Here is a 17750-nt window from a genome sequence, read left to right on the forward strand (position 1 = left end):
ATAAGGTGAACTGTATGACATCGGATTTTTATAAAAGGTTTTTTATGAAAAATGTTAAAAGTTTATGTATTTGATTTGACAAGATTGTTACAGATTGTGTTACAATTATTTCGTTAACGTATAAAATTTAATAGGGGGAATTAGAATATGAAAAAACGCAGTTTATTTCTAAGCACTGCACTACTTCTAGTTCTATCTGTCGTTCTTGCTGCATGTGGCGGCGGATCAGGTGGAGGTTCATCATCTGATGGTGAAGGTAACAAAGAGGTTGACTTCATCGGAATTGCTACAGGTGGAACAGGGGGTACATATTACCCGTTGGGCGGAACATTCGCTAAGATCATTGAAGATGAAACCGGAATCAAATCTTCAGCATCCACTTCAGGTGCATCTGCTGAGAATATGGCCGCTGTGAAAGACGGCAAAACTGAAATCGCTTTTACGCAAACGGATATTGCATCTTATGCGTCTGAAGGTACAGAAATGTTCAAAGACAACAAAGTAGAGAACGCAAGAGGTATTGCGACTCTATATCCGGAAACAATCCAGATCATTACAACGAAGGATTCAGGCATCAAATCAGTGGAAGATCTTAAAGGGAAAGTCGTTTCTGTCGGTGAAGCCGGCTCTGGTACATTACTGAACGCCACTCAAATCCTTGAGGTTCATGGCATCAAACTGGATGATTTAGAAGCGCGTAATCTATCATTTGATGATTCGACGACAGGGATTCAGGATGGTACCATCGATGCGGCTTTCATCACGTCCGGTACTCCGACGGGAGCGGTTGAAGGTTTGGCTGCAACAGAAGACATCGCGATCGTACCTGTTGAGTCAGGAAAAGTGAGCGAACTGATCGAGAAGTATCCTTACTACTCAGAAGATGAAATCCCGGCTGGAACATACAGTAAAGTGGATGAAGCAGTGACCACTGTTGCTGTTCGTGCCATGCTAGTGACGAACGCTGACATTTCTGAAGATGTCATCTACGATGTGACAAAGGCTATTTTTGAAAATACGGATAAAATCACCCACGCCAAAGGGAAGTTGATCAAAGCTGAAGACGGACTTAAAGGCATGGGAATCGAATTACATCCTGGTGCAAAGAAATACTTTGATGAAAAAGGAATTTCAATGGAATAGTTTGACACCATAAGATGGACGAAGGGATAGGCCGCTTAATACGGTCTATTCTTTTGTTTTGGTTTAAGCTAACACAGAGCAAACGGACAAAAAGTGGAATGGTGGGGGATTCTTGATGAAAAAATTTTCATTCATAGTTGCAATTCTCCTTATTCTATGTGTCGGAATCATCCTTTTTATGCCTTTAAAAACATTTTTAGTGATAGAACCGAGAAGTACAGCAGGGGACCCGGTCTTTTTCAGACTTCCCGTCGATCATTCATTTTCGGTACGCTATACTCACTCTATTCATCTATCAGAAGTAGAGGAGTTTTACCATCAAACATCTTCCAATCAAATTAAACAAACCCAATTACTATATGAAGATACTGCCATTGGCATGCCTTCCAATGCAGAGGGAAATGAAACCTTTGAAGTGACGAAAGAAGGCAAATATTTAATTACTAATATGGATAAAGTGTTTCCATACATTGATATCCGCATCGGACAGGTTGTCGCCAATCACCGCCTTGTGATGGACGGCAAGGAATTTCCTTTAGCCGACTATTTTGATAAAGGCTCTGTCGTTCGGGTTCAAATAAAGAAACAATCACTTTATGATCAGTGGAAAGGAGTGACTGTAGTTGGAAAAAGATAAAGAATTCGAATCATTGACTGCAGAACAACAACAAGAGTTACTTGAGAAATATGATCCCGAATCATCTACAAGAAAATTCCATCATGGGGCTTTCAAATGGATCATATTCTTCGGTTTATTAGCATTTTCATTATTTCAATTGGTAGCATCCATCTTTCAATTCATCCCTAGGCAATTATTATTATCCATTCATTTAGGCTTTGCCCTTTCTTTAGTATTTCTCTTATTCCCTGCCCGGAAGAAGAATCTGAAGAAGGATAAGATCGCCTGGTATGACGTCGTTCTTTCGGTCATTTCGATTGGAATCGGTGCTTATTGGCCGATCATGCAGGATGACATCGTCAGCCGGGTGGGGTTAATGACCTCACTGGATTTCTATGTCGGTTTCGCTGCTATGATCCTTGTACTTGAAGCAACGCGCCGTGCAGTAGGGCTGCCGATTACGATCATTGCGTCTGCCTTCATCCTTTATATGTATTATGGGCGATTGATGCCTGGGTTCCTTGCACATAGAGGATATGACTGGGATGATATCGTTAAAACAATGTTCTTTACAAGTGAAGGGATTCTGGGCACGCCGCTATATGTGTCAGCTACCTTCATCTTCCTGTTCCTGTTGTTCGGTGCATTTCTAGTGAAAACCGGCGTCGGACAATATTTTAATGATTTGGCTGTATCGATTGCCGGAAAGCGTGTCGGTGGACCAGCTAAGGTCGCGATCTTCTCCAGTGCCCTTCAAGGGACAATCAGTGGAAGCTCGGTAGCAAACGTAGTGACCTCGGGTTCCTTTACCATTCCTATGATGAAGAAGCTTGGGTACCGTAAAGAGTTTGCCGGTGGGGTAGAGGCGGCTGCGTCGACAGGTGGTCAGCTGATGCCACCGATCATGGGAGCTGCCGCTTTCCTGATGGTCGAGTTCATCGGAGGTATATCCTATTGGGATATTGCGAAAGCAGCTTCGATTCCTGCCGTCCTTTATTTTACAGGGATTTGGATCATGACTCACTTTGAAGCGAAGCGTATCGGCCTTCGTGGATTATCAGATGAAGAAATGCCCAACCGCAAAGAAGTATTCAAAAAGATTTATCTACTGCTTCCGATACTGACGGTCATCATTCTGTTGGTAAGCGGAATGAGCGTCATGCGTGCTGCGCTATGGTCGATCGTTGCCACTATTGCGATCAGTGCGATACGGAAGGATACAAGGATCGGTTTCAAGGATGCTGTGGATGCCCTTGTTGACGGTGCCAGAACTGCTTTGTCTGTAGCGGTGGCGACAGCCGCCGCCGGTATGATCGTCGGTGTTGTAACGAAAACGGGGTTAGGATTAACCCTTGCAAATGGACTAGTGGATCTGGCGGCAGATCTGACCAATACAACAGAAGGCAAGCTGATCCTTACATTGATATTTACGATGATAGCGTCGATTGTACTTGGCATGGGTTCTCCGACAACGGCGAACTACGTCATTACGTCCACCATCGCTGCCCCTGCGATTATCTTATTAGGGGCACCGGAGCTTGCGGCTCACTTATTCGTGTTTTATTTCGGGATCATTGCTGATATCACGCCTCCAGTGGCACTGGCTGCATTCGCCGCCGCCGGGGTATCGGGAGGAGAACCGATAAGGACAGGGGTCAATTCCGCTAAATTGGCCATCGCCGCCTTTATCATACCTTATATGTTCGTCCTGTCACCTGAACTGTTAATGATCGATACCACCATCCCGAGATTACTTTGGGTTGTCTTTACGGCCGTAACGGGAATGATGGCGATCGGGGCAGGTATGATCGGGTATTGGTACCGTCGGGTATTCGTCATAGAACGTCTCCTCTGTGTAGCAGCGGGATTATTACTGATTTACCCTGAGGGAATGTCGGACATTATCGGTCTCGTTTTATTCGGTATCATGCTTGCTTTGCAATTCTTTATAAAGAGAGAAGATAAAACACCAACAAAAGCAACGGCATAACACAATAAGAGGCTGTTACCCCATTCGTGGGCAACAGCCTCTTATTTGTTGTAATCCAGTCTTGATATCGTCCGCTCAGAATGTAAGAGGATAGGAGAAGCAGCTAAAATGTCATGAATCCTGAAGGTGCGGATATCTTTCCTGAAATAGCAATAGGCCAAAATATATTCCTTTTCGACTTTTTTCACCAGTATTCTCCTTTTCGAACACTTCTGCTCGGAAGTCATGTAAATGATTTCAATGGGAGAACGATCCACCAACGATTTCTTTATCATCCTCATCATAGTGAAGCCCCCTTCTCAGGTGAATGTAATGACATTATACGCGAACGGATGTTCTTTTATACGTGAAATCTAGAATACATGCATTTCTTTAGAAAAAGCCATTGACAATTTTCTTAAACTTATTATAATAGAATATGTACCTTACATCGCGACTTGTTAGCTCAGTGGGAGAGCACTTCCTTGACAGGGAAGGGGTCGTGGGTTCGAATCCCTCACAGGTCATACATAGAAAAAAGCGTGCATCTTATAAGATGCACGCTTTTTTTCATTTTGATAATAGAATTGAAAAAGGACTCTGCTGAATGCGGGTAAGAGTCCTTGTCAAAAGAATATTAATAATAATGATCGTATTTAGTTCACTTCTAATTCTTCCTCAAAATAAAATGTGCCTGGATGTTCCTTTACGATATAAGAATATCTCTTCATGTTCTTAACGTATTGCCATTTTAATATTGTCACTGTTTCTCCAGTTTCCTTGATCGTAACCATAGAACCATTACTGAACCTATTTTTTGTGGATTTCATTGGGCACTCCCTTTCATATTTAATTATTATATCACAGTTTACCCTCCATTTTAGTGTCTCATGAGTGATAAACTTGATAAAACGATCACGTTCCATCAAAAGGACCAGAAGAAAGAAAAAAGGAAACGCATTCATTTTAATAAGTGTAATGCACCTTGCCCATGCACGGCTTTAATGAGTTCAAGTAAAATTATGTCAGAGGTCTGACTTTAAAAACTTCACCTTCAAAAACTTGCTTATTTGGTTCATTACTGTTATTCTATAGAAGAATTATTTTTGTCCGGTATACGAGGGAAGAACAAGATTTGGTTTTCACCTGATATCGCAAGAATAGTAATACATTGTGTGTAATGCACTTTAGGAGGCAACAAACATGGAAAATGGTAAAGTAAAATGGTTTAACGCAGAAAAAGGTTTCGGATTCATCGAAGTAGAAGGTGGAGACGACGTATTCGTACACTTCTCAGCGATCCAAGGTGAAGGTTTCAAATCACTTGACGAAGGTCAAGAAGTATCTTTCGACGTTGAACAAGGTGCTCGTGGACCACAAGCAGCTAACGTACGTAAAGCATAATCTAACTTTACAAACTCCAAAAACAGACTCATTCGTGAGTCTGTTTTTTTTATGGATTTTGCTTGCATACAAACCATTACTTCCACTCGTGTTAAATTAACGGAATTTTTAAAAACTTTATTTCTTTTTCCAGCATCGAACGCTAGAATAAAATTATAAGCTTCGAAATGGGGGAATCAAAATGCTGATGAAAGATTCACTTGCCGTCATCACAGGGGGAGCATCCGGACTGGGGGAGGCGACGGCACGAAAAATCATGGAAGAAGGGGGAAAGGTTTACCTCCTTGATCTCAATGGGGGGAGAAGCTCCGCTATAAAAAAAGAGTATGGGGACTCCATGGGTTATGTTGAAACAGATGTAACGAGGGAAGATAGTGTAAAAGAAGCCCTGGAAAGAGCGCTGGAAGCTTTCGGGGGAATCAATACAGTTGTGAATTGTGCAGGGATTGCACCGCCTGGAAAAGTGGTGGGAAGAAAAGGCATCCATTCCCTTGATCAATTTTCAAAAGTGATTGAAGTGAATTTGATTGGTACCTTCAACGTCATTCGCATGGCTGCAGAAAAGATGATGCTAAACATAACGAATGAGCATGGAGAAAAAGGTGTGATCGTGAATACCGCGTCTGTTGCCGCATTTGAGGGTCAAATCGGCCAGGCGGCCTATAGTGCATCCAAAGGTGGAGTAGTCGGAATGACGCTGCCGATTGCCAGGGAACTTGCGAGTGAGGGAATCAGGGTCATGACGATTGCACCTGGATTATTCCATACCCCTATGTTTGACACCCTTCCAGAAGAGGCAAGGCAATCCCTTGGAAACATGGTTCCTTTCCCTAAACGTCTTGGTTATCCTTCTGAATATGCTCAGTTGGTAAAAAGCATACTTGAAAACCCGATGTTAAATGGAGAGACGATTCGACTTGATGGTGCCATCAGGATGCAGCCTAAATAACATGAGAAGGCATTATGGTGAATGCAGGTTCATTCACTTTACATGTATGAAACGAGGGAGAAACGTATGAAACATCCATATTTAACCGAAGACCACAGTATCTTTCGTCTGGCTCTGCGGAAATTTCTACAAAAGGAAGCTTATCCTTACTATGAGGAGTGGGAGCATAACCGGATGGTTCCCAGGTCATTTTGGGAGAAGATGGGTAAACAAGGCTTCCTTTGTCCAGATCTTGATGAGGAGTATGGGGGGAGCGGGGTCGATTGGGGCTTTTCGGTCATCATCAATGAAGAATTGGAACGAGTGGGATCCGGTTTGATCGGAATAGGTCTTCATAATGATATCGTAGTCCCCTATATCTCGGAATATGGGACAGATGAACAGAGAAAGAAGTGGCTTCCTTTGTGTACGAGCGGAAAGATGATCACAGCCATTGCCATGACAGAACCTGGCGCGGGTTCTGATTTAGCTGCCATCAAAACGACAGCCCTACCAGATGGAGATCATTATATTGTGAATGGACAAAAAACCTTTATTACAAATGGTATACATGGTGATTTAGTTATTGTCGCCGTTAAAACAGATCCTCATCGTAACCCACCCCATAAAGGTGTCAGTCTGCTGGCGATTGAAAGAGATACTCCAGGGTTTTCCAGGGGGCGTAAGCTGGATAAAATCGGATTGCATTGTCAGGATACAGCCGAACTCATTTTTGAAGATTGCAGGGTTCCGAAAGAGAATCTGATCGGGGAGGAAGGCGATGGCTTTCGATATTTGATGAATAAATTGCAGCAGGAAAGGCTTATCGTAGCGATTGCAGCTCAAACGGCTTCGGAAGAAATGTTTTCCATTACGATGGAGTACGTGAAGAGCCGTCAAGCGTTCGGAAGGACCGTCAGTCAATTTCAGAATACCCAATTCAGGATGGCAGAAATGGCGACTGATATCGAAATGGGAAGAGCTTTTTTAGATGGGTTGATAGCAGAACATATGAATGGTACGGATGTGGTGACTAAGGTATCCATGGCCAAGTATAAGCTGACAGAAATGGCTCGTCAAATTGCCACAGAGTGCATGCAGCTTCACGGTGGATATGGTTATATGGAAGAATACCCGATTTCCAGGAGATATCGGGATATACCGGTTGCTAGCATTTATGCCGGCACGAATGAAATAATGAAAGTGATCATTGCGAAGAATCTGGGGTTATAGAAAGGGAGAGTGGGATGAGAGAAGTTGTCATTGTTGAAGGGATCCGTTCTGCGGTTGGAAGGAGAAAAGGATCGTTAAGAGGGATGAGACCTGACGATTTGGCAGGAGAGATACTCAAAGGATTGGTAGATAAGTCAGGGGTGGATCCGGGTAGCATCGATGATATCATTCTTGGTTGTGTGACTCAGTCTGGAGAACAGGCAGGGGATATTGCCAGGGTTGCTGCGCTTATAGCAGGTTTTCCGATTGAAGTGCCCGGCACAACTATTGACCGCCAGTGTGGATCCAGTCAGCAGGCAGTCCATTTTGCATCACAAGCTATCCTTTCCGGGGATATGGATGTCGTCATAGCAGGTGGGGTGGAAAACATGACAAGAACGCCGATCGGATCTAACTATCAAGGGGCAGATTTCAGTGATAAGTTAAGGGGAAAACATGAAATCATTCACCAGGGGTTATCAGCAGAGCGAATTGCTGAGAAATATGGTTTTACCCGAGAAGAATTAGACCGCTTCGCATATAATAGTCACCAAAAAGCCTTAAAGGCACAGGAAGCAGGATACTTCGATCGTGAAATCTTTGGTGTGACAGTCGAAGGGGAAGACGGAAATCCGTTTTTGTTTATGAAAGATGAAGGCCCAAGAAAAGAAACGTCACTTCAAGTGCTGGGCACATTAAAACCTGCGTTCAAAGAAGGTGGCATCATTCATGCAGGGAACGCCAGTCAAATCAGTGATGGGGCTGCAGCCCTGCTTCTCATGTCGAAAGAAAAAGCCGAGGAATTAGGTTTGAAAGCTCGTTTTAGGATTCATACCCGCGTAGTGGTCGGCTCTGATCCGACTCTAATGTTGACGGGACCGATTCCGGCAACGAGGAAAGCCCTTCAAAAAGCAGGGCTGACCGCCTCAGATATTGACATATTTGAAGTGAATGAAGCATTTGCTCCCGTGGCATTAGCATGGTTGAAAGAGATAGATGCGGATCCTTCCAGGTTAAATCCGAATGGAGGGGCAATTGCCCTCGGACATCCATTAGGGGCGAGCGGAGCGAGAATCATGGTGAGCATGATGCATGAGCTTGAACGCACGGGGGGAAGATACGGGCTGCAAACCATGTGTGAAGGACATGGCATGGCCAATGCCACAATCATTGAGAGACTTGAGGTATAATAATAGAGGGACGGACCTTTAAAGGTCCGTCCCTCTATTATTATACCTTTTTAATGGAAATGGCATCACGTATTTTTTGCAGGGATGTTTTGGATAGGTCTTTTCGTTTTTTCATGATGTTCACATAAAGGGCGTCCACAATGCTCAGTTGACTGATTCTTGACGCAAGGGCTTCTCCGCGGTATTCAGTTTCCTGTGAGACCGTGAATAACGGAATATCGATCCGGCTGCTTAAGGGAGATTTGGCGAAATGAGTGATGCCGATGGTGGTGACATGATTTTTCTTTGCAACCTCCAGCACTTCCAGAAGATCTTTATTTGCCCCTGAGTGAGAGATGAACACAATCACGTCTTCTTCCGTCAGTTGAGAAGCGGAAATCAGCTGCATGTGGGAGTCATTATAAGCGTTTGTGGTCATCCCCGTCCTGAGGAACTTATGATGGGCATCCATGGCAATGAAGCCTGATCCCCCGGTACCATAAAATTCGATCCTCCTAGCACAGAGCATCGCCTGAACGGCTTGCCGGAATGTTTCTTCTTTCATTATGCGCAATGAGTCTTCAAGGCTTCTCATGTTAGATCGGAACACCTTTTGGGCGATGACCCCTTCAGAATCCTCTTCCTGTATGGTTTCATGGATATCCTTGATCGGTGCCACAAGATCAGAAGCCAGTGAAATCTTCATCGCCTGGTAGCCTTTGAAGCCTAACCGCTTGCAGAAGCGGAAAACGGTGGCATCCGCAATTCCGAGATCTTCTGCCACACCACTGATGGTTGAATGGATAATTTTTTCAGGATTAGCAATAATAAAATCAGCAATCCTCTTTTCTTTTTCACTGAATTGTGAGTAATGGGACCGGATTCGTGGAAAACAATGTTGAGCCTGTTCATCCATGATGGTAGAATACCTCCTGTAAGACATCTGTGAAAATAATTTTAACCTATTTTACGAAATAAAAAAATATTATTTCATAAAAATCCACCACGGAAATTTATTTCGTATTATAATATAACGGTGAAGTGATCTATTTACTCGTACTTGAAAGGAATGATCGTAATGACAAAACAACAAATAGGAGTCGTCGGCGTCGGAGTTATGGGAAAGAGCCTCGCCTTAAACTTCGAAAGCAGAGGCTATTCAGTTTCTATATACGATGTGTCTGATGAAAAAGTAAAAGAAGTACTGGACGAGCATCAAGGCAAGAAGTTGGTTGGAACACATGATGTAAGAGAATTTGTTCAATCGTTGGAAGTGCCGCGTAAAATTCTCATCATGGTACCAGCCGGGAATATTACAGACAAAGCGATTGATTCATTGCTTCCCCATCTGGATAAAGGAGATATCCTCATCGACGGTGGGAACGCATACTTTGAAGATACCATCCGCCGCAACAAGGCGCTGGAGGAGAAGGGAATCAACTTCATTGGAGCAGGAGTATCCGGTGGAGAAGAGGGTGCACTATACGGCCCTGCTATTATGCCGAGCGGCCAGAAGGAAGCGTATGATTTAGTCGAACCTTTCCTGACAGCCATCGCTGCCAAGGTAAAAGGGGATGCATGCAGTACATATATCGGTCCGGACGGGTCCGGCCATTACGTGAAAATGGTTCATAACGGAATAGAATACAGTGATATGCAACTCATTTGTGAAGCGTATTATCTAATGAAGAATGTGCTGGGATTAAGTGCAACGGAACTTCATGAAATCTTCAAAGAATGGAACGCCGGGGAGCTTGACAGCTATCTGATTGAAATCACAGCCGATATCTTCACGAAGGTGGATGAAGAAACAGGCAAGCCACTTGTGGATGTCATTTTAGATACTGCAGGCCAAAAAGGGACTGGAAAATGGACAAGCATCAGTTCCCTTGAATTAGGAGTGCCGTTATCCATCATCACTGAATCTGTTTTTGCCCGTTTCATTTCAGCCATGAAGGAAGAGCGTGTGAAGGCGAGCAAGATCCTGAGAGGACCTAAAAATAAAGAGTTTACAGGTAATAAACAGGAGTTCATCGAAATGATCCGCAAAGCCTTATACTTGAGCAAGATTTGTTCTTATGCACAAGGATTCGCACAGCTTCAATCGGCGTCGGATGAGTACGGTTGGGATCTGAAACCGGGTGAAATTTCCATGATCTTCAGAGGTGGGTGCATCATTCGTGCCGGCTTCCTTGGAGAAATCAAGAATGCCTATGATCGTGATCCCGGATTGACGAATCTGCTCCTTGATCCATATTTCAAAGAGATTGTAGAAAATTATCAGGATGAAGCAAGGGAAGTAGTGGCAACAGCCATCAAGTTGGGCGTTCCTGTACCGGGTCTAGCCAGTGCATTAGCTTATTATGATAGCTATCGTTCTGAATCACTGCCTGCGAACCTGCTGCAAGCACAACGGGACTATTTTGGAGCCCATACGTATCAGCGTGTAGACAAAGAAGGTACTTTCCATACAGATTGGTTATCAAAATAATAAGAGGGGCCCTGTGGAAATTCACAGGGCCGTTTTTTATTCGTCTTTTGTATCGTGTTTTTTCTTTTCATCGCGCTGGTCTTTTTTTAGTTCGTCGATAGGGATGGGGTCGACATTTTGTTCACTTTCATGCTGATCAAGGATACTTTCCTGATCCTGTTCGGCGTTTTCCGGGTTTTGATTTGTTCTTTTGGTCATGATGTTCATCCTCCTTTAAATATCGGTTCTTATACCATACCCCCGGGACAGGGAGAAAAACCTCGCAAGGATAATAGAAAAAAAAGAAAGCCGCTCAATGAAGGCGGCTTTCTGACATGCATTAGATTTTTACATCAATTTTAGCATTTTTCTTTAAATCTTCCACATGTTGAACTAGTTTTTCTTGTTTTTTCTGATCTTCTAGCTGAGTTTTGATCTGTGGTTTTACATCTTCAAACTTCGGTGCATCCTTTGCTTGATCCTTACCTTGTTGACTGGCATACTGATCATAAAACTTCTTCATTTCATCTTCCGTTACTTCGTCGACTTTGATTTCTTTTTCAACGTAGTTTGTGTACTTGATATTCTCAGCAATTTGAGTTTTTAGCTCATCCATGGTAAATCCGGCTTTCTTCATGGCTTCTTCGAATTGCTTGTCATCTTTGTATTGCTTTTTCACTTCGTCGAGCTGCTTATTGATTTCATCATCCGACGCTTTATAGCCTTTTTCCTCGGCCTGTTGCATAAGAAGCGTTTGACCGACTATGCTATCGATGGTTTGATCTTTGATTTTCTCGGCAGCATCTTTACTTGTCGGGTCCTGCCCCATTTGTTGATACTGCATCTGGGATTGAGTCAACACATTGTTGAAATCTTCACCTTTAATTTTCTCGTCGTTGACGATGGCTACGACCTTATCTTTCTCAACTTTTTGTTTATCCATTTTCTTTTGCATTTCTTCCATCTTTTTCGCTTGCTCTTCTTGAGCTTTTTTGTCAGAAGCTTCTGTTTTTGGTTTATCGTCAGCTTTTTGGCTCTCCTCATTCGAACCGCAAGCAGCTAGTCCAATTGTTAATAATCCTACTAGTAAAGTCGTTAATAGTTTCTTCATAATAGACTCCTTTCAGAACTAAGGTGTGATTTCCAAAAAAAATCACTTAATGGGCATTGTAAATGAAAATTGCGTAAAAAGAAAGTATTTAGGTCAAAAAGTATTGTTTGTAATCTGGATGAAACAGTGTTGAAAGGCTGTTTCTCCTTGATTACACTGATAAGTATGTGGTGAACAATTCTTATTAAAATGATAAAGTAGGGAGATTATTACAATCAAACGATCGAAAAAAAGAGGTTGTCTAAATCGGAGACTTTCTCCATTTAAACAACCTATCAAAATATTGGGGACCAAAGAATACTGTCAAACAACCTTCTATTTGGATTATAGAGATGGAATCCACTTCACTCAACCCACATATGTGGAAATGAGGACCGACTACTGTCCGTTTGAATGAACTATTCCATCTTCTTCTTCCCTTTTCAGTAAAAATAATAATTATAAGCATATCCGAGGAATCTTTTTTGAAAAATAAAACTTAATAGATTTACTTGTAAATCCGTTTTGAATCATATATCATAGTTAGGGACACAACATTTGGTGTCTGTTTATATTTTAATTAACTATATATTGATTATAACCTGTAAATAAGGTGTCTGATGAGACTTAAAAGGGAATCCGGTGAGAATCCGGAGCTGTCCCCGCAACTGTATGTGCTGACGAAATAAGGAACTGCCACTGTCGTATCGATGGGAAGGCCTTAGAGTAGGGTGAAGCGCGAGTCAGGAGACCTGCCTTATTTAACACGTGTTATCTTCTTCGGGAATTGGGAGGATAAAGCGAGGATTACAATAGGCTTCGGTCTATTTATATCTCCGTATTTTTAAAGCCCGTCCTTCTTGAAGGATGGGCTTTTTTTGACTCCTTCCCACTTTAAGAAACGGGAGGAATGAATCATGACATTCACAATGGTAAAGCAAAAAGAAGTGGAAGGCCTTATTTACAACCTTAGCACACAGTTTCCCAATCTGGATTTCACAGAATTTGAAAAGAAAATTACCATGTATGCCAATCAGCAGGAGGAACGGACCACAGAACAGCTCCATCGTTTCATGATCCTGACAGCGATCGAACGGATCACCGCACTCGAACCGGATTGGACATATGTGGCTGCATCCTTGTACATCAAGGATTTATATCACGGAATTTCCTTATCGAGGGGAAAATCAGAAGATGATCTACCCGGTTCATTTTATCAGGTGATTAAAGATTTAACTGCAGCTCAGTTATATTCCCCGGCACTACTAGATTCATATAGCAAGGACGAAGTGGATCACTTGGGATCGTTGTTGGATTCTACCAGGGATCATCTCTTTACTTACATAGGGATCGTGACATTGGCAGAGAGGTATTTGACAAAGTCCCATAATGGAAAAGTGCTGGAGCTTCCCCAAGAGCGATTTATGATCATAAGTATGACCTTATGCATGAATGAGGAGAAAGAAAAAAGAATCTCATTGATTGAAGAAGCGTATTGGGCCCTCTCCAATTTGTATATGACCGTGGCAACCCCTACGTTTGCAAACGCAGGAAAAAGCCATGGCCAGTTATCCAGCTGTTTCATTGATACAGTGGAAGATGACTTAAGAAGCATTTATGACAGTAATACGGATGTTTCTACACTGAGTAAAAATGGCGGGGGATTAGGGATATATTTAGGAAAGGTCCGGAGCAGGGGAAGTGACATCAAAGGTTTTAAAGGGGTGAGTTCAGGAGTCATTCCGTGGATGAAGCAACTGAATAATACGGCGGTTTCCGTCGATCAATTAGGGCAGCGGCAGGGTGCGATTGCCGTATATTTAGATGTGTGGCACAAAGATATCTTTCCATTTCTCGATACACGATTGAATAATGGGGACGAAAGACAACGGACCCATGACCTTTTCACAGGTGTCTCAATACCGGACTTATTTATGGAACAGGTGGAGGAGCGGAAAGATTGGTATTTATTCGATCCACATGAAGTGAAAACAATCATGGGCTATTCACTGGAAGATTTCTATGATGAAACAAAAGGCGCTGGAACATTTCGGCAAAAATACTGGGAGTGTGTAGCTCATCCGATCCTCTCAAGGGAAGTGGTGCCGGCCATCGACATTTTTAAACGGATCATGATCTCCCAGCTTGAAACGGGGACACCTTATATGTTTTACCGTGATAGCGTAAATCGCTTGAATGCAAACTCCCATAAAGGAATGATCTACTGTAGTAACTTATGTACCGAAATCGCTCAGAATATGAGTGCGACTGTTATGGAAGAAGAGGTGATCCGTGATGGAAAGATCGTCACGTATAAGTCTCCTGGAGATTATGTCGTTTGTAACCTCGCCTCCATCTCCTTAGCCAAGACGATTATGGATGATGAACTGAAGAGAGTCGTAGCCATAGGGGTAAGATTGCTTGATAATGTGATTGATTTAAATAATCTTCCCGTCCTTCAGGCACAAATAACCAATCAACGGTACAGGGGGATAGGATTAGGTACATTCGGGTGGCATCATCTCCTTGCCTTGAAAGGATTGAAGTGGGAAAGCAGTCAGGCAGTCGATTTTTGTGATTCCCTTTATGAAGAGATCGCTTATTACACGATAAAAGCAAGCCATGAACTGGCAAAGGAAAAAGGGAGTTATCCTTATTTCGATGGTTCGGACTGGTCCACGGGAGAGTATTTTACCAAGAGGGGATATTCAGGTGAGAGATGGGAGCAATTAAAGGATGATATTTCTGAGGAAGGGTTGCGAAACGGATACTTAATGGCGGTTGCGCCGAATTCCTCAACCTCGATCATAGCGGGGTCCTCAGCCAGCATCGATCCGATATTCAGGCTCCAGTATTCTGAAGAAAAGAAGGATTATAAGATTCCTGTGACCGCTCCCGACCTGTCCCCGGAAACGACCTGGTATTACAAAACCGCCTATCATGTGGATCAACATTGGAGCGTGGAACAGAACAAAAAGAGACAGAGGCATATCGATCAAGGAATTTCATTTAATCTGTATGTACGTAATGACATCAAGGCTAAAGAATTATTGGAACTTCACTTTGATGCATGGAAGTCCGGGTTGAAAACCACTTATTATGTAAGGTCAACGTCCGTATCCAATTTTGAAGAATGTGAAAGCTGTCATAGCTAGCAGGGGAGGAAGAGGTAAGATGGAAGAATTGAAACACCGGGTCCTGATCGATTCACAGGCCCCAAATAAGTCGACAGGCATCATAAATGGAGAAAGCTCCAATATATTAAACTGGGATGACGTTCGATTTTCCTGGGCATATCCCAAATATAAGAGGATGTTGGGCAATTTTTGGACTCCTTTTGAAATCAACATGGCCAAGGATATCAAGCAGTTTCCGACACTATCACAAAGAGAGCGGGACTCCTTTTTGAAAATCATTGGGTTGCTTGCCTTACTAGATAGCGTTCAAACCGATTATGCGGGAAAAGTGGCAGATTATCTGACAGATTCCAGCCTGAATGCCTTGATGATTATACTTGCGCAGCAGGAGGTGGTGCATAACCATTCCTACAGCTATGTGTTGTCAAGCATCGTGACTAAAAGCGAGCAGGATGAAGTGTTTGAATTCTGGAAAACCGAACCGATCTTGATAAAGAGAAATGAATTCATTACCAATGGATACAAAGGTTTTGTTGAATCGCCAAATATTGAAAATCTGTTAAAGTCAATCATCTATGATGTCATCCTGGAAGGATTATTCTTTTATTCAGGTTTTGCTTTTTTCTATCATTTAGCCAGGAACCAAAAGATGGTTGCAACCAGCACCATGATCAATTATATCAATCGTGACGAACAGCTCCATGTGGGTTTGTTTGAGAAGATATTTAAAGAAGTTTTGAATGAAAACCCCGCTTATTTGACGGAAGAGCTCCGTACTTTCGGGATGGAAACATTTAAACAGGCAGCGCACCTCGAAATAGAGTGGGGGAGGGAGATCATTGGCTCACATGTCGAAGGGCTTTTAATGCATGATTTGGAGGACTATATAAAATTCATGGCCAATAAAAGAGCGAAGCAATTAGGTTTTGAAGAACCATTCGAGGGCTGTAAAACGAATCCGCTTAAATGGATCATCGCCTATCAGGAAGTCGATCAGGGAAAGACCGATTTCTTTGAACAAAAATCAAGACAATACACTAAAACATCTGATGCAAATGGATTTGATGAGCTGTGAAGAAGCCATAACAAAAAGCGAGTCGGCATGACTCGCTTTTTGTTTTTATTATCTTTTATCAATAAAAGGACCGTAATCCCTTCTTTTATGTTGAACAGCCACCCATTTCACAGTCGTGAATTCTTCGAGGGCCCATTCTCCGTTAAAGCGTCCCAATCCTGAATCTTTTTCTCCGCCAAATGGCATATGGGGCTCGTCATTTACAGGTTCATCATTGATATGAATCATCCCGGTTTCCACTTGATGGGCCACATTCGTCGCTCTCTCAATGGATGAAGAATGGACTGCCCCGCTTAAGCCGTAGGGGTGTTCGTTGGCTAACCGTACAGCTTCCTCTTCGTCATCGAATGGAATGATGGCTGCCACCGGTCCGAAAATTTCATTCTTTGCAATCGGCATTGAGTTTGTCACGTGTGTCAGTACGGTCGGATATAATAAGTTTCTTTCTGCATTTCCTCCAAGAACCACTTCAGCGCCCAGTTCCTTGCTGCTTTCAATATCTTTCAATATCCGGTCTACTTGATTTTGATCGATCAAGGGACCGATATGTGTCTTTTTGTCGGAGGGATCTCCAACATGTAATTCTTTCACCCGGGAAACGAAGGCATCCACAAACGTATCATACATCCCTTGTTGAACCATGATCCGGTTGATGCTCATGCAAATTTGACCCTGGTGATAGAATTTCCCGAAAAGGGCTGATTCAACAGCCTGATCGAGGTCTGCATCATCAAGTACGATAAAGACATTATTGCCACCGAGCTCCAAAGCCGTTTTCTTAAGGTTTTTCCCTGCCAGCTCCCCTATCCGACGTCCCACTTCCGTAGATCCCGTAAAGGAAATCAGGCGGGGGATGGGGTGAGTCACGATGTCATCCCCGATTTCCGAACCTTTTCCGACTACTACATTAAGAAGTCCTTTCGGAAGTCCGGCTTCTTCAAATATACTTGCAAATAATAACCCGCCAGTCACAGGAGTATGTGTTGCAGGCTTAACCACAACCCCGTTTCCAGTAGCTAAAGCAGTCGCGATGGAGCGGACAGCTAAATGGAAGGGGAAATTCCATGGGCTGATGATGCCAACCACTCCAAGTGGTGCTCTGTACACCCTGTTTTCCTTACCGGGAACTTGGGAAGGCAGGATCTTCCCTTCCATTCTATACGGATACGTAGCCGCTTCCTTCATGCTGTTGATGGAGACAGTCACTTCTCCTGCAGCTTTCATGTACGTACTTCCGGACTCCTTGATGAGCCAGTCTATAATTAAATCCTTATTTTCTTCCACAACAGAGACGGCCTTTTCCATAATGGCTCTCTTTGTTTGTGGAAGCTCATTTGCCCAGGATTTTTGTGCTTCTTGTGCTGAGTGATACGCTTTATCGAGATCTTCTTTGTTGGCAGCTTTAATGGATCCGATTTCAGCATGGTCAAAAGGGTTCTGATTCGGTATTGTATTTTCACTGCTTCCATCCAGCCATTCACCATTAATGAAAAGTTTGTCAAATTGTGTATTCATAAACTATTTCCTCCTTGTT

Annotated in this window: 16 protein-coding genes, 1 tRNA gene and 1 riboswitch; of the genes, 11 read left to right on the forward strand and 6 right to left on the reverse strand. The window is 43.0% G+C overall.

What is annotated here, in order from left to right; genetic code table 11:
- Positions 1-147: 147 nt before the first annotated feature.
- The 3 genes from NQ095_RS11850 to NQ095_RS11860 all read left to right on the forward strand — a co-directional run bounded on the left by NQ095_RS11850 (position 148) and on the right by NQ095_RS11860 (position 3752).
- A complete protein-coding gene (locus NQ095_RS11850) occupies positions 148-1143 on the forward strand; it encodes a TAXI family TRAP transporter solute-binding subunit (protein WP_258263687.1) in 996 nt (331 codons plus the stop codon).
- 115 nt (positions 1144-1258) lie between these two features.
- Entirely contained in the window at positions 1259-1780 is a 522-nt protein-coding gene (locus tag NQ095_RS11855; protein ID WP_258263688.1) for a DUF1850 domain-containing protein, read from the forward strand.
- Entirely contained in the window at positions 1767-3752 is a 1986-nt protein-coding gene (locus tag NQ095_RS11860) for a TRAP transporter permease (RefSeq protein ID WP_258263689.1), read from the forward strand. Before NQ095_RS11855 ends, NQ095_RS11860 begins: the two co-directional genes overlap by 14 nt.
- A 41-nt stretch (positions 3753-3793) precedes the next feature.
- Here the strand turns inward: NQ095_RS11860 and NQ095_RS11865 are convergent, their stop codons facing one another.
- The gene (locus NQ095_RS11865) at positions 3794-4036 is read right to left on the reverse strand and encodes a WYL domain-containing protein (protein WP_258263690.1); all 243 of its coding nucleotides are present in this window, start codon (positions 4034-4036) and stop codon (positions 3794-3796) included.
- A 150-nt stretch (positions 4037-4186) separates the two neighbouring features.
- Here NQ095_RS11865 and NQ095_RS11870 point away from each other — a divergent pair.
- Positions 4187-4258 (forward strand) — tRNA-Val (locus tag NQ095_RS11870).
- 129 nt (positions 4259-4387) lie between these two features.
- Here NQ095_RS11870 and NQ095_RS11875 read toward each other — a convergent pair.
- Entirely contained in the window at positions 4388-4657 is a 270-nt protein-coding gene (locus NQ095_RS11875; RefSeq protein WP_258263831.1) for a hypothetical protein, read from the reverse strand.
- 277 nt (positions 4658-4934) lie between these two features.
- On the opposite strand from NQ095_RS11875, the gene NQ095_RS11880 reads away from it, so the two are divergent.
- The 4 genes from NQ095_RS11880 (at position 4935) to NQ095_RS11895 (ending at position 8465) form a co-directional block, all read left to right on the forward strand.
- A complete protein-coding gene (locus NQ095_RS11880; protein ID WP_034763533.1) occupies positions 4935-5135 on the forward strand; it encodes a cold-shock protein in 201 nt (66 codons plus the stop codon).
- Between the two features lie 181 nt (positions 5136-5316).
- Positions 5317-6084 carry a 3-hydroxyacyl-CoA dehydrogenase gene (locus NQ095_RS11885; RefSeq protein WP_258263691.1) on the forward strand — a complete coding sequence of 256 codons (768 nt, stop codon included), beginning with the start codon at positions 5317-5319 and terminating at the stop codon, positions 6082-6084.
- Positions 6085-6150: 66 nt separating this feature from the next.
- Positions 6151-7296 carry an acyl-CoA dehydrogenase family protein gene (locus NQ095_RS11890; protein WP_258263692.1) on the forward strand — a complete coding sequence of 382 codons (1146 nt, stop codon included), beginning with the start codon at positions 6151-6153 and terminating at the stop codon, positions 7294-7296.
- A 14-nt stretch (positions 7297-7310) separates the two neighbouring features.
- Entirely contained in the window at positions 7311-8465 is a 1155-nt protein-coding gene (locus tag NQ095_RS11895) for a thiolase family protein (RefSeq protein ID WP_258263693.1), read from the forward strand.
- Between the two features lie 40 nt (positions 8466-8505).
- Here the strand turns inward: NQ095_RS11895 and NQ095_RS11900 are convergent, their stop codons facing one another.
- On the reverse strand, positions 8506-9360 hold the full coding sequence (locus tag NQ095_RS11900) for a MurR/RpiR family transcriptional regulator (RefSeq protein WP_258263694.1): 855 nt from the start codon (positions 9358-9360) through the stop codon (positions 8506-8508).
- A 162-nt stretch (positions 9361-9522) separates the two neighbouring features.
- Between NQ095_RS11900 and gndA the strand changes: the two genes are divergently transcribed.
- Positions 9523-10935, forward strand: coding sequence for an NADP-dependent phosphogluconate dehydrogenase (gene gndA / locus NQ095_RS11905; RefSeq protein WP_258263695.1), 1413 nt, complete (start codon positions 9523-9525; stop codon positions 10933-10935).
- A gap of 36 nt (positions 10936-10971) precedes the next feature.
- On the opposite strand, the gene NQ095_RS11910 is transcribed toward gndA, so the two are convergent.
- The gene (locus NQ095_RS11910) at positions 10972-11133 is read right to left on the reverse strand and encodes a hypothetical protein (RefSeq protein WP_167562134.1); all 162 of its coding nucleotides are present in this window, start codon (positions 11131-11133) and stop codon (positions 10972-10974) included.
- A 121-nt stretch (positions 11134-11254) separates the two neighbouring features.
- Complete coding sequence (locus NQ095_RS11915; RefSeq protein WP_258263696.1) at positions 11255-12025, reverse strand: SurA N-terminal domain-containing protein; 771 nt, start codon at positions 12023-12025, stop codon at positions 11255-11257.
- Between the two features lie 573 nt (positions 12026-12598).
- Positions 12599-12778: riboswitch (cobalamin riboswitch) on the forward strand.
- Between the two features lie 143 nt (positions 12779-12921).
- Here NQ095_RS11915 and NQ095_RS11920 point away from each other — a divergent pair.
- Positions 12922-15159, forward strand: a complete 2238-nt coding sequence (locus NQ095_RS11920; protein WP_258263697.1) for a ribonucleoside-diphosphate reductase subunit alpha — start codon at positions 12922-12924, stop codon at positions 15157-15159.
- 19 nt (positions 15160-15178) lie between these two features.
- Complete coding sequence (locus tag NQ095_RS11925; RefSeq protein WP_258263698.1) at positions 15179-16216, forward strand: ribonucleotide-diphosphate reductase subunit beta; 1038 nt, start codon at positions 15179-15181, stop codon at positions 16214-16216.
- 48 nt (positions 16217-16264) lie between these two features.
- On the opposite strand, the gene NQ095_RS11930 is transcribed toward NQ095_RS11925, so the two are convergent.
- Positions 16265-17731, reverse strand: a complete 1467-nt coding sequence (locus tag NQ095_RS11930) for an aldehyde dehydrogenase family protein (RefSeq protein ID WP_258263699.1) — start codon at positions 17729-17731, stop codon at positions 16265-16267.
- Between the last annotated feature and the right edge of the window lie 19 nt (positions 17732-17750).

This window comes from Rossellomorea sp. SC111, from assembly GCF_024733565.1.
Classification (GTDB): domain Bacteria; phylum Bacillota; class Bacilli; order Bacillales; family Bacillaceae_B; genus Rossellomorea.

Excerpts from the sequence above, each read along its gene's own strand:
- NQ095_RS11850 (WP_258263687.1), top strand. The coding sequence starts at position 148 with ATGAAAAAACGCAGTTTATTTCTAAGCACTGCACTACTTCTAGTTCTA.
- NQ095_RS11855 (WP_258263688.1), top strand. The coding sequence starts at position 1,259 with ATGAAAAAATTTTCATTCATAGTTGCAATTCTCCTTATTCTATGTGTC.
- NQ095_RS11865 (WP_258263690.1), bottom strand. The coding sequence starts at position 4,036 with ATGATGAGGATGATAAAGAAATCGTTGGTGGATCGTTCTCCCATTGAA.
- NQ095_RS11875 (WP_258263831.1), bottom strand. The coding sequence starts at position 4,657 with ATGGAACGTGATCGTTTTATCAAGTTTATCACTCATGAGACACTAAAA.
- NQ095_RS11880 (WP_034763533.1), top strand. The coding sequence starts at position 4,935 with ATGGAAAATGGTAAAGTAAAATGGTTTAACGCAGAAAAAGGTTTCGGA.
- NQ095_RS11885 (WP_258263691.1), top strand. The coding sequence starts at position 5,317 with ATGCTGATGAAAGATTCACTTGCCGTCATCACAGGGGGAGCATCCGGA.
- NQ095_RS11890 (WP_258263692.1), top strand. The coding sequence starts at position 6,151 with ATGAAACATCCATATTTAACCGAAGACCACAGTATCTTTCGTCTGGCT.
- NQ095_RS11895 (WP_258263693.1), top strand. The coding sequence starts at position 7,311 with ATGAGAGAAGTTGTCATTGTTGAAGGGATCCGTTCTGCGGTTGGAAGG.
- NQ095_RS11900 (WP_258263694.1), bottom strand. The coding sequence starts at position 9,360 with ATGGATGAACAGGCTCAACATTGTTTTCCACGAATCCGGTCCCATTAC.
- gndA (WP_258263695.1), top strand. The coding sequence starts at position 9,523 with ATGACAAAACAACAAATAGGAGTCGTCGGCGTCGGAGTTATGGGAAAG.
- NQ095_RS11910 (WP_167562134.1), bottom strand. The coding sequence starts at position 11,133 with ATGACCAAAAGAACAAATCAAAACCCGGAAAACGCCGAACAGGATCAG.
- NQ095_RS11915 (WP_258263696.1), bottom strand. The coding sequence starts at position 12,025 with ATGAAGAAACTATTAACGACTTTACTAGTAGGATTATTAACAATTGGA.
- NQ095_RS11920 (WP_258263697.1), top strand. The coding sequence starts at position 12,922 with ATGACATTCACAATGGTAAAGCAAAAAGAAGTGGAAGGCCTTATTTAC.
- NQ095_RS11925 (WP_258263698.1), top strand. The coding sequence starts at position 15,179 with ATGGAAGAATTGAAACACCGGGTCCTGATCGATTCACAGGCCCCAAAT.
- NQ095_RS11930 (WP_258263699.1), bottom strand. The coding sequence starts at position 17,731 with ATGAATACACAATTTGACAAACTTTTCATTAATGGTGAATGGCTGGAT.